Annotated in this window: 9 protein-coding genes and 1 pseudogene; 3 read left to right on the top strand and 7 right to left on the bottom strand. The window is 55.8% G+C overall.

Features of this window, described 5'->3' with window-relative positions; genetic code table 11:
- Positions 1-415 precede the first annotated feature (415 nt).
- From D8Y22_RS11925 to D8Y22_RS11915, 3 genes and pseudogenes are all read right to left on the bottom strand, one after another.
- On the bottom strand, positions 416-1,597 hold the full coding sequence (locus D8Y22_RS11925; RefSeq protein ID WP_141464931.1) for a Fic family protein: 1,182 nt from the start codon (positions 1,595-1,597) through the stop codon (positions 416-418).
- A gap of 278 nt (positions 1,598-1,875) precedes the next feature.
- Positions 1,876-2,316 (bottom strand): GPP34 family phosphoprotein, encoded by a 441-nt coding sequence (locus D8Y22_RS11920; RefSeq protein WP_246084421.1) that lies wholly within the window; start codon positions 2,314-2,316, stop codon positions 1,876-1,878.
- Between the two features lie 142 nt (positions 2,317-2,458).
- Positions 2,459-2,923 (bottom strand): annotated as a pseudogene (locus D8Y22_RS11915) (transcription initiation factor IIB); the annotation flags it as partial.
- 138 nt (positions 2,924-3,061) lie between these two features.
- On the opposite strand from D8Y22_RS11915, the gene sufB reads away from it, so the two are divergent.
- From sufB to D8Y22_RS23535, 3 genes are all read left to right on the top strand, one after another.
- Positions 3,062-4,492 (top strand): Fe-S cluster assembly protein SufB, encoded by a 1,431-nt coding sequence (gene sufB / locus D8Y22_RS11910; protein ID WP_141464929.1) that lies wholly within the window; start codon positions 3,062-3,064, stop codon positions 4,490-4,492.
- Positions 4,493-5,142: 650 nt separating this feature from the next.
- Complete coding sequence (locus tag D8Y22_RS11900; RefSeq protein ID WP_141464927.1) at positions 5,143-6,006, top strand: 2-oxoacid:ferredoxin oxidoreductase subunit beta; 864 nt, start codon at positions 5,143-5,145, stop codon at positions 6,004-6,006.
- Positions 6,007-6,127: 121 nt separating this feature from the next.
- Positions 6,128-6,328 (top strand): DUF7563 family protein, encoded by a 201-nt coding sequence (locus D8Y22_RS23535; RefSeq protein WP_141464926.1) that lies wholly within the window; start codon positions 6,128-6,130, stop codon positions 6,326-6,328.
- A gap of 107 nt (positions 6,329-6,435) precedes the next feature.
- Here D8Y22_RS23535 and D8Y22_RS22390 read toward each other — a convergent pair whose 3' ends face one another.
- The 4 genes from D8Y22_RS22390 to D8Y22_RS11880 all read right to left on the bottom strand — a co-directional run bounded on the left by D8Y22_RS22390 (position 6,436) and on the right by D8Y22_RS11880 (position 11,425).
- Positions 6,436-6,585 (bottom strand): hypothetical protein, encoded by a 150-nt coding sequence (locus D8Y22_RS22390; protein ID WP_174811836.1) that lies wholly within the window; start codon positions 6,583-6,585, stop codon positions 6,436-6,438.
- 3 nt (positions 6,586-6,588) lie between these two features.
- The gene (locus tag D8Y22_RS11890) at positions 6,589-8,310 is read right to left on the bottom strand and encodes a zinc ribbon domain-containing protein (RefSeq protein WP_141464925.1); all 1,722 of its coding nucleotides are present in this window, start codon (positions 8,308-8,310) and stop codon (positions 6,589-6,591) included.
- Positions 8,303-8,929, bottom strand: coding sequence for an IS607 family transposase (locus tag D8Y22_RS11885; RefSeq protein WP_141464924.1), 627 nt, complete (start codon positions 8,927-8,929; stop codon positions 8,303-8,305). Before D8Y22_RS11885 ends, D8Y22_RS11890 begins: the two co-directional genes overlap by 8 nt.
- A 144-nt stretch (positions 8,930-9,073) precedes the next feature.
- Positions 9,074-11,425, bottom strand: a complete 2,352-nt coding sequence (locus tag D8Y22_RS11880; protein ID WP_174811835.1) for a PAS domain-containing protein — start codon at positions 11,423-11,425, stop codon at positions 9,074-9,076.
- Positions 11,426-11,666 lie beyond the last annotated feature (241 nt).

The raw sequence follows: 11,666 nt of genomic DNA, 5'->3' as shown, positions 1-11,666 counted from the left end.
TCCTCCTCACTCAGATGACGAACGAGATCGCCTCGCCGGTCTCCTCCCATTACTCGCCCATCTCAGCCCATGCCCATAACTTCCGTCACTCATTAAGCCGAGCGTGCGCGAAGCTGGCATCTGGAGTTCCGCGAGATGGTGCTCAAATGAGCCGTCTATAATTTTCGCCGAACAGTCAGATATCCGTAGGACCAACCGCCGTGTCCCGGTTTCTCACTAGCGGCTAGATCAGTGGCGACACCGAAATCAAGCCTCGGCTAGCGATCCTACGAAGCCGACTGAAGTGGATAAGTTGCCTAAGTTAGTTGGTTGACGGAGACCATCCAACTCTCGACGAAGAACGCGCTCGCCATCGAGACGAAATCAAAGAAGCAAGCCATCCGGAGTCCGGTTACGCCAACTGAGGCCTCTGCATTCAGTACGTTTGAGGCGGCCGCTCCAAGATATCGAAGATTTCCTTCGCCCGGTATTCCTTGTTGCGCTGTTTGCCCGTGACCTCTTCTAAGACTCCTTCGTCTTCGAGATCGTCAATAGCACGGTAGGCTGTTGAACGCTCGATATCGAGCATATCAGCAACTGTTTTCGTCGTCACGTACGGTCGCTCGAAAAGTTTACACGCTAAGCGGTTTTTCGCATACTGGACTCCGCCGTATTCATCCTCATAGCGACGTCGAAGTTCATCCAATGCCAACGTCCGGTCAACAGACTCTTCGGCTTGCTGTGCCACACCTTCGACGAAAAACGAAAGCCAGCCTTCCCAGTCGCCGTGTGCTCGAACCCCCTCCATCCGATCAACATACGTCGCTTTGTTCCGATTGAAATACTCGCTCAGGTAGAGGTTGGGTCGTTCGAGCAACTCAGCATCGTATAGCTGGAGTGTGATGAGGAGCCGACCGAGCCGTCCATTCCCGTCACCATACGGGTGGATCGTTTCAAATTGGTAGTGGAAGAGTGCGATATCCACGAGCGGATGATAACTCCCGCCAGTTCGGTAGTACGTAACGAGTGCATCCATCAGTCCGTCAACTTCGATCGGAACTGGTGGTAGGAAGTCTCCTAGATGGTTTGGAACGGTCTTGTATGCACCAATTGTGTCCGTCTCTATGCGATCCTCTGGAACGTCCGTGAGCAGCGTTTTGTGAAGATCGTGAAGGAGTTCGACAGAAACCTCACCACCGCTGTCAAGTGTTTCAATTCCCTCCTCGATAGCCTGCTCGTAGTTGAGAACCTCTTGAGTGTCTTTTGTCTCTGCCTCGCTTGTGGTAGCATCGAGAGCGGGGTCATCTGTGTCCTCATCGAGGCTACGGGTTTCGAGGCTGTAGAGAGCATTATAGTCGACATCAGCACCTTCAATTTCGGCCGATTCCATCGCTTCTTTTCGGAGGAGAGACGTGTAGAGCACAGGCGGGAAGTCGATTTCGAGGCTAATACCGCTGAGTTTGCCGAGCCAGAATGTTGCCTCAGCAAGAACATCGTAAAACTCGTCATCAAGTGCGAGATCACTCGAAGGCGGAAGGGGTTCTGGCCGATAGTACGACTCTCTCCCGTAGGAGACGAGTTTTCCCGGCGCAGTATCTTCGATCTCTATGGACCTCATGCACGTAACTACTCTATGTGGTGGCAGTAAATGAATATGGCGACTCTATATGCAAAGATAGAGTCGAAATAACCCACTCCAGTGTATCTCAGAATCCAGACGCAAATTACAACAGAGATCTAGTCCACTCTTCCCACGTCCCGTGCATAGCTCAAATAACTCCAGTTTCGCAATTTGAGCCCACCTCTCCGATGTTCCTAGGTGACTATTCCCACTTGCGAATTGTAGACAAAATCCAATAGGACTTGTTGAGTGGAGTTGCCAGGAAACGGCCGGCGTCAGCTACCAATCCCTGAAGGGGTTGGCTTGTCAGTGGGACTCCCGAGTTTCGCGCTCCCGGCCCGAAAGTCCCACGTCCCTGACTCGACGCCGAATTCGTCCTCCCAGTCGCGGATCTGCGTCTTCATATCGACGAGACGGTCCGTGAGTTCCTCAATAGTGTGGCCGCTGTCTCGAAGCCGCATCGCCTCCTGTACTGCCTGGCGGCGGTGATCAGGGTAATACGTCGTATGAGTACCGCTTTCGTCACGATGGAGGATACCATCGTCGACGAGGCGTTCGAGGACACGCTTGGTCGGCTCGTGTGACCAGTCCGCTTCGGAAGCGATCCAATTGGCCGTTCGCGGCTCCGACAGCTGCCGGGCGGTCATCCGCACGCGGTCTTCACCTGTGGTCTGGCGTTCCATCAGACCCTCGGAGTTCGATTCGTCTTCGGTCATACAACACAGTTGGACTTTATCTTAATATGAGTTGAGTCTATTAGTTCTATATCGAATTTCATTCTTCATCATCATCCCAACCTCAGTACCTCACAAATCAGCCTCAGCTAACCGGCGCTGAAGTGTGATTTGTGAGGTACTGAGTCTCGCGTGTCGGCTTGTGTACCCCCAACGCAGAGGCCATCCGCTCTATCTCGCCGAGCGCCTGCTTAAGATTGCGGTCTTTTGAATCCCGTGTACGGAAGCGTTCGTTCCACGTCCGCAATCGCTGGAGTCGCTGGCGCTTTCGTGGCGACACTGGATTTCCGTATGTATCTTTGTTCTGCCAGCCGATATTTGTCGAAAGCCCCTTGTCGTGCATCAATTGTGTCGTCGGCGCACCAACGCGTGATTTCGCTGCCTTTTCAGCCGAATCGAAGGAACGCCATTCCGGACCACGGTCGATACGTTGCTCATCAAGGACCAATCCGCAGGCAGTACACACCTTCTCGGCCGTATCACTCTCTGTGAGTACGTCCTCGCCACACTCGGGGCATCGCTGCTCCTGTGCTTGCTCTGTTTTTGACTCTGCGGGTGGGGCAGTCGTCTTGCGAGTCTGGTAGTTCATATCCCCCCTTTCACCTCATCAACAGTAAACTTTTGTGATTACTAATAGTCCCCATATACTTCGAGAGAAACCTATTGTGGTTACAAATTGTAGTTTGAGTCCCCTAGCTTTATTCTCTCATACTACAAACCTCGATTGATGAGTTCCGATCAAGAGCACCTCCGCGAGACCGACACTGAAGACCGATTCGATTTCAGAAAAGAAGAAGCGGCTGCGTTCAAGGCTGACCAGGGGCTGACAGAGGAGACGATACGGCTCATTTCTGAGGATAAAGACGAGCCTGAGTGGATGTTGAAGCGACGACTACGTGCGTTGAACCTCTGGCAAGAGATGCCGATGCCAACTGGCTGGCCGGGACAGCCGGACCTCTCGGAGGTCGACGTCAACGAGATCGTGCCGTACATCCGCCCCGACGTCGACGTCCGCGCCGGCGTCGACGACTGGGAAGAGTTGCCCGAGGACATCAAGGATACATTCGACAAGCTCGGTATTCCGGAAGCCGAAAAGAATGCGCTCTCCGGCGTGGGCGCCCAGTACGAGTCCGAAGTCGTCTATCAGAATATGCAGGAGCGCTGGGAAGAGAAAGGCGTCATCTTCTGTAATATGGACGAGGCTGTTCAGGAACACGAAGACCTCGTCCGCGAGTACTTCATGACCAAGTGCGTGCCGCCGAGCGACAACAAGTTCGCGGCGCTACACGGGGCCATCTGGTCCGGCGGCTCGTTCGTCTACGTTCCCGAAGACGTCACCGTCGAGATGCCCGTCCAGGCGTATTTCCGGATGAATTCAGAGGGGATGGGACAGTTCGAACACACGCTCATCATCGCGGAGCCAAACTCTGAGGTTCACTATATCGAGGGCTGTTCGGCGCCAAAGTACTCGGCGTTCAACCTCCACTCCGGCGGCGTTGAGGTGATCGTGAAAGAGAATGCCCACGTCCAGTACTCGACGGTGCAAAACTGGTCGCGAAACACCTACAACCTCAACACCAAGCGCGCCATCGTCGAAAGCGACGGCACGATGGAGTGGGTCTCCGGTTCCATGGGTTCGAAGGCGACGATGCTCTACCCGAGCACCATCCTCAAGGGCCCCGGTGCGACGGACAATCACATCACCATCGCGTTCGCGGGCGAGGGTCAGAATATCGACACCGGCGCGAAGGTTTACCACAACGCGCCGAACACCCAGTCCACGATCGAGTCCAAGTCAGTCGCCAAGGACGGCGGCCGGACCAACTACCGCGGCCTGGTCCACATCGCAGACGGTGCCGAGAACTCCAGCACTGCGGTCGAGTGTGACGCGCTCATGTTCGACAACGAGTCCACCTCGGACACGATGCCGTACATGGAGATCCAGGAATCGAACGTCCACGTCGCTCACGAGGCGACCGTCGGCAAGATCGGCGACGAGGACGTGTTCTACCTCCAGTCACGCGGACTGGACGACGACGACGCAAAGCAGATGATCGTCAACGGCTTCATCGAGCCCATCACCGAGGAGCTCCCCATCGAGTACGCGGTCGAACTCAACCGACTGGTCGAACTCGAGATGGAGGGCTCGCTCGGATAGTGCTGGATTCGACTGAATACTGAACAGTACCAGAGGGTATCCCAATGACTATCGATCTGATCGTCGGCGAAGCTCACGATCTTCCTAGACAGCACGAGAGCGACACAGTCGAGAACTTGACCACCGGTGCTCGAAGAGGCTGTACAATCCCTGCGGGGGAGAGTCAATGAATATTTTGACATTACAGTGTTATCGGTGCGGAACAGAGTATGAATACGTTGGCACCCCGCCACATCCAGGACAGTGTCCGGTATGCGGCTCACCGTGTGTTCCCCCTGCAGGGTCCCTCACCGTCCTCAACAGTTCTCAGTGGGAGAGTGCAAACGGCCTCTCGAAAGTCTGGGTCTATGCACTTGACGAACAAAATCGTCCGTTCGAATTCGAGGTTGCTGGAAAAGGGAAGCGCGGAAAGTTGGTGGCATTGAGAGTCGACGGTATATCAGTCGATCTAAACGTAGATGAGTCGTTCGAACGGCTCCCTCCGGCAGTGAAAACCAAACTCGTAGAAGCAGGAATTGAACGAGTCGAAACAAACACACACAAACAGCCGAAATGACAGCAGATAATCAGTCACACCATTTGCGACCGATACCAGGAAGCAACACGGTAGCAGAAATCGCGATTACTCATACTACGGAGACCATAACACGATGAGCTCAAAGATCAGATTCACCGATTTCAAATCCGACAAGCAACCTACGTGGTGTCCCGGTTGCGGTGATTTCGGGACGATGAACGGGATGATGAAAGCGTTGGCGAACACCGGGAATGACCCGGACAACACGTTCGTCGTCGCCGGTATCGGGTGCTCGGGGAAGATTGGGGCGTACATGCACAGCTACGCCCTCCACGGCGTTCACGGGCGCGCCCTGCCAGTAGGCATTGGGACGAAACTGGCCAATCCAAACCTGGAGGTCATGGTCGCTGGTGGAGACGGTGATGGCTATTCGATCGGCGCTGGCCATTTCATCCATGCTGTCCGTCGCAACGTCGATATGAGCTACATCGTCATGGATAACCGGATCTACGGGTTGACGAAAGGCCAAGCCTCGCCGACGTCGCGTGAGGACTTCGAGACGTCGACGACGCCCGATGGGCCGAAACAGCCGCCGGTCAACCCACTCGCGCTCGCGCTGGCTGCCGGCGGGACGTTCATTGCCCAGTCGTTCTCGTCGGACGCACAGCGCCACACCGAAATCGTCCAGCAGGCGGTCGAACACGACGGCTTCGGCTTCGTCAACGTCTACTCACCGTGTGTCACGTTCAACGATGTGGACACCTACGACTACTTCAGAGACTCCATCGTCGACCTACAAGAAAGCGACCACGATCCAACCGACTACGACGAGGCAAAAGGTACCATCCTCGACGCCGACAAGGAGTACCAGGGCATCGTTTACCGTGACGAGGACTCAACTCCCTGGGAACAGCGCGAAGGACTCACCGAGAACATGGCCGACATTCCCGACGGCGCCCCGGACGACGCGATGAATCTCGTCCGGGAGTTCTACTGAGCGATGATAGATACTGATATGTCGGTTCGGTGTTCGCCCGCTGTCCCAACCGGTGTCGTGTCGTACTATCGTGGGTGCGCAGACGCTCTGATCAGCATTGTGGGTGTTCTGAATCGCATAGATGACGACACTCTCAGGTCCAGAATTGGATGCCTTCTGTATTGATAACACCATGCCAGAATGCAACAACTGCGGAGAGCACGTTTCGGATCGATTCATACGAGTGTTTGGCGATGAAGCAGGCGTAGTGTACGCGTGTCCTGCTTGTTCAGCGAATGCTGGCATCGGAGAAGCCACACGCGAGCGTAGCGACCAGATATAATTCAACTCAGTAGAGCAGGGGGCGAGAGTGCAAGGATATCGCTACCGCTGTATTCGTGGCGACTATTTTTTGATCCACCCTCCAGATCAAGGGACCCTGCCCCGCGCTTACTCTTCAAATCCGAAGATCTGGCGCAATTCATCTTCGATCCGATCGACGAATTCAGTGATAAGGGCATCAAGGGTCTCCTCGTCGCCGGGCAAGATCTGTTTCCGCTCTTCAAAGACGACGATGGAACTCCGGCCGAACCGTTCCAATTTTCAGTAGTTTTCAGTAGTACACCGTAAGAATCGGGTACACTGGTGGACGACTGGGCCACGTCCGTCGCTACCAGTTGTTTTCGTCTCGGACACGGCGACAGCGGGTGCTATAACAGCCGACCCGCCACCAGTGGTCGCCGTTGTCTGTTCGGGTTTGTAGGCGACGATGCCAGAGCCGAACGTGAGTCGCGTGCCAGCGGAACGGCGAGCTAGCACGATTTCAGAATCCCCGTTATACGAGGACGTGAACCCGTGGTCTAGCTCGTCCGTGTCGCTGAAGAAGACGCGAGCCACGTTGAGTGCCCCGATGTAGTCCCGGTCGCCCTCGAAGCCACACCGAGCATTGTCACACCGGAAGTGCCCGCCCCACCAGTGTTCGTGGTGGTGGTCGGGCGATTTGCAGGTGTGTCCGGTCGAGCCACACCGGGGACACGACCGACTCGTTCCCTGTGGGAAGACTCGTTCGACAGTCAGCCCGGCACAGTCTGCTCGGTATTCGATGTTTTCGATTATGTCACGTCGTGCCCACGACGAGAGTTCCCACGACAGCGTGCTTTCGTTACGTGGTGGTGAGAGTGAGCGTAAGTCTTCGTGAACGATGGCGTCCACGTCGTAGGCGAGTGCGAGTGCGAGGACTTGGTTGGCTACGTCGTGTGTCAGTTGCTCGCGCTTGTGGCGAATCTTGCTGTTCACCCGCTCGTATTCGCTCTGAACATGCGCGAACTCGTCAGTATGCGAGCGATCGTCACGGCGTAACGCGGCAAGGCGGTCGTTCAGGCGGGTTCGCTCGCGGTGGAGTCGTCGCATCCTCTCTCGGTCAGTGAATCGGATAAACTGTGGCGTGGACAGTTGTTCATCGTCGTCGGTGACGACCACGGCAGTCATATCTTTCCGCATCCCGGCGTCGAGTGCCAGTATGCAGTCGGTATCGTCGCTTGTCCCAGTCTGTTCGACCTCGACGGGGAAAGAGAGTTCGTAGTAGGTGTCGCCGGTCTTTCGGCGGGCAGGTTGGAACTCGGGAGCCGACAGGTCGCCGTGAGCGAGCAGGTCGTGAAACGCTTTGTAGCCGTCGCGCTCGTATTTTGTCCACGACCAGTCGCCGCGTGTCTCTGGTGAATGTGTGTCTGGCGTTTTGAGTCGGATGGTCAGCGTCTCGCTACTAGCGTCGTACTGGTAGTTGATGGCTTGCCCGCTGGTTGGACCGTCGTCCGCAGAGAACGGCAAGACGCCGTTATCGTACTCGGGACAGTCCTGCATCTCAAGATACGTGTCTGGATACCTCCCGTGTTGGTCGTAGTAGCTGTTGAGTTGGTCGATGAGGATGTCCACATAGCCCGACGAGAGGTAGTCACCGTCGTCCCAGAGCTGATCTTTGATGTGTCGGCGGTAAATACGTCGGATTTTGTGATCGGGTAACACGCTCTGGATGGACTGAAAAGCGTCTCGGCGGTCGGCATGGCTGCGGAGCGTTTCACCGACTTTCTGCAAGATGCACCGTCGAAACCGAGAGGGGAGATACAGGTCGAGTTCTTCGAACGGGTCGTGTTCGTCAAAGTATTTCCACGCTTGATGGGATGAGTCAGCAATCCTGTCGAGATGAGTTGGTGTCCAGTGGTCTTCGAGGACGTGAGTAGCGATCTGTTGGGTGAGTGTTGCCAGCCGGTCGAATCGGTCGGCATCGTCGTCTGGCAAGCGAATCGGGAGTGAGAGGTGGTCACTCATCGGGTCTCACCTCGGACTCAACAGTGTTGACGACCTGCTGTTTTTTCGACGAGCGCATCCCATAGAGTTTGCCGCTGAAGCTGGCGACGAGCTTGATGAGGTCGTCGACGAGTTCTTCCTGTGCGGATTTGTCCGTCTCGTCTTCGATAACGGTAACTGTGACGCCGTAGCAGTCGAAATACCGTTCGAGATATGAGAAGCCAAAGCGAGTGAGTCTGTCTTCGTAGGTGACGAGAATTCGTCCGTAGTTGGCTTCTTGCACGTCATCGAGGAGAGAGTCGAGGCCACGGCGGTCTTCGTTGAGGCCACTGCCAACGTCAGTAAATGTGTTTTCGACGCTCCAGCCGTGGTCGTGGGCGTAGTCTGTGAGTCGGTCGAGTTGCCGGTCGAGGTCGCCGTTGTCTTTCTGTCCGTGACTGGAGACACGAGCGTAGAGGGCGACACGGTCTGTGGGCCGAGTATCGCCTGCAAGTCGGCGGAGTTCGCGGTGTGGAATCCGTCGTTCACCGCCCGGTGTGCGGGTGTAATCGAGGTCGTCGTTACGACACCAGCGTTTGACGGTCTGGGCGTGAACACCGAGTTCGTCTGCGAATTCGCCAATCGAGTACGACCGTGGCATTCTGATGCTACTAATTACTACTTATAGTTACTTATAGATACCGAATTATGTAACAGTTACACTACCCTTCTATATTCCTTTCAGCAGTCCAGAATCCGGTATTCTTCTTCAGGGAGTTCCGCACCTCAAACAGGACGTTGGTTATTATCGCTGTAATCGGTCGAATAGTCGCTCAAAAAGTGTTTGCTGCGCGTTTCGCAGATGATAGGAGAAGGTCGATTGGGTCAGTGAGAGCGCGTCGGCAATCTCGGTTGCCGTACTTCGTCGGGGTGAGTGGAAGTACCCACCGTACATCGCAGCTCGCAGGACCTGTTGTTGCCGGTCCGTAAGTTCGGTTTCGAAGATGTCTCCCAGCATCCGACCGACTGCGTGTGCATCTGGCTTTGCAGCAGGAGTGTATTCACGTTTTGAGACCAACGTCGTTTCCGGGAACGACTCCTGCACACGTGTCACGAGCGAACCAATATCGGTACCGAGTGGCACTTCGCAGACGACCTCGGCCCGACCGTCAGTTACTGTATCCGTCGTAACGACTGCACCCTCTGTGACGAGTGTCTGTGCCAGGGATTGTCGGCGCAGTCCGATTTCGACATCTCCACCTGGCGGGTCCTCGGTGTGACGGATCTGTCGTACTTGGGTGGTCCAGTCTGCGCTCTCCGCGATATCACTGAAGGCATCCAACGAAGCATCCCGAACGGACGCATAGTGAACAAGCATCTCATCCGAGGCCGGAATCGTGTCCCTGATCTCGATCGTACAACCCAGCTGTTCAGAAGCGGAGACGAAAAACGACGCCGGGTCAGTGCTCTCGAAGGTGAGTTCGGCTACTGTGTCGGCATGGAGAATGCGCTCCGTCTCGAGCGAGTGAAGAACTTGCCCGATCCTCTTACCGAGCGTTGTCAGGAGTGTCTGCTCACGGCTCCCGAACGCCTCTCCACGGTCTGTATACAGGACGAGTAGATCGTAGACGCGTCCCCTATGCTGAAGGGGAACGATAGCTCCGCCCTGGAACCCCTGGTCGAGTGTGTATGCTCGCCACCGGTCAAATCGTGAGTCGGTTCGGTTCCTCGTAACGACCTGTACATCGCCTGTTTCAACAGCGACCTCAGCCGGAGCGATCTCTGTCTGCGATTGTATCGGGAGGGGCACCGACTCGTTGGCAGCGACAGCCCCCGTCCCCTCCTGGAGATCCGACTCGGTTGGTGCTGTGCCCGGGGTGTGCTCACTGATCCGTACGTACTGGTATTCCCGCGTGTCCGTCAGCAACTCACAGATGGCCTGTTTGGTCTCCTCCTCATCGGTTGCGCTGTTGAGAATCTCGTTAACTGGATGGAACGTCTCGATGAGCTGTTCGAGACGTTTGGTAACGGTGACATCTTCCAGTGCAACAATGATCTGCTCAGTGGAGCCGTCCTCAGTTTTGATCGGGGCGACGTTACTCGACAGCCACCGTTCGGAGCCGTCCGGGAGCGTGATTCCGTGGGTGAACCCCGTAATAGTCTCGCCGGTTTCGAAGACACGCGTGATCGGATGGTCGTCGCGCGGGATCGGATTGCCCGCCTCGTCCCAGATATCCCAGTCGGGGTGGTCATACTCCTTTCCGTCCATCTTGTGTCTGGACAGGCCAAGTAACTCTTCGGCACGGGTGTTTGCGCGAGTGATATCTCCCTCAGCGTTCAGGAGGACGATTCCCACAGGGGTCGCTTCCAGAACGTGATCCAGTTCTCGTTCGACTACCTTCCTGTCGGTGATTTCTGAGAAGACGATAATGACGCCGTCGTTGCTCGGGTGGACTCTGGCTTCGACCCACTGCTCTTTTTCCGCGTTATATCGCTCGAAGGATGTCGACGACTGCGTGTCGAGAGTCGTCTGGATTTTCTCTTCGGCGATGGTGTCTGCCGCTTCGGGAAAAACGTCCCAGACGCACTCGCCACGCAGTTCCTCGCTGTCTTGACCGAGAAGCTGTGCAGCCTGCTGGTTCACGTAGGTGTAGTTGAGGTTGCTGTCGAGTACAGCAATACCATCGGACACGCTCTTCAGGCTGTCTATTTCCCATCGATCGATGCCCTCTTTGACGAGTGAAACGAGCGCCTCGACCAGTTCTCGTTCTGGTGGGAGCCACTCTCGCTCTCCGGTGTCGGGTCGCTGGTCCGTGCACACGGCCGTCATCGAGACAGCCGTGCCAGTGCGTGTTCGGGCCTCCGCCGTCAGAGGATCACCGGTCCGCTGGAAGCCGTCGGTTTCGAACAGGTCATTACCGACTCGCATTCTGACCTCGATGGTTTCAGGATGCTGGAACCACTGTGGAAGTTCGGTGACGAGCGTGCGGACACTCTCGTCAACAGGGGCGGACAAACCGACAAAGAGGTCATTCGCCCGTGTGAGTGCCTCCAGTGCTTTCGTCCGCGATCGCAGTTCTCGCCTGGCTTCCAACTCTCCGAGTCCGTGGCCATCGTCTGCTGTGCCGGCGCTCTCCTGTGTGGGCTCTTCGGACACGAAGGTATCACGCCACGTAACAGAACCGGTCTCGACAGATTCGGCGTGGTTCGACTTCTCCCCTTCCTCATCTCCTCTTTGCCGGTTCTGTTCTACCATTCTCCATCATTGTCGTTCACCCAGATATAAATAACAGCCTGTTGATTTCATATTCTTAGAATGCTCCGATAGCACCACCAACCGAGCGTTTGTCAGTTTCTGTATCGGGATGCCCGACGTTGGTATGAACTCTCGATTTATA

Origin of the sequence: Salinadaptatus halalkaliphilus (assembly GCF_006543045.1) — an archaeon.
Lineage (GTDB): Archaea > Halobacteriota > Halobacteria > Halobacteriales > Natrialbaceae > Salinadaptatus > Salinadaptatus halalkaliphilus.
The sequence above is the reverse complement of the archived record's forward strand: the minus strand, read 5'-3'. Positions and strand labels throughout refer to the sequence as shown.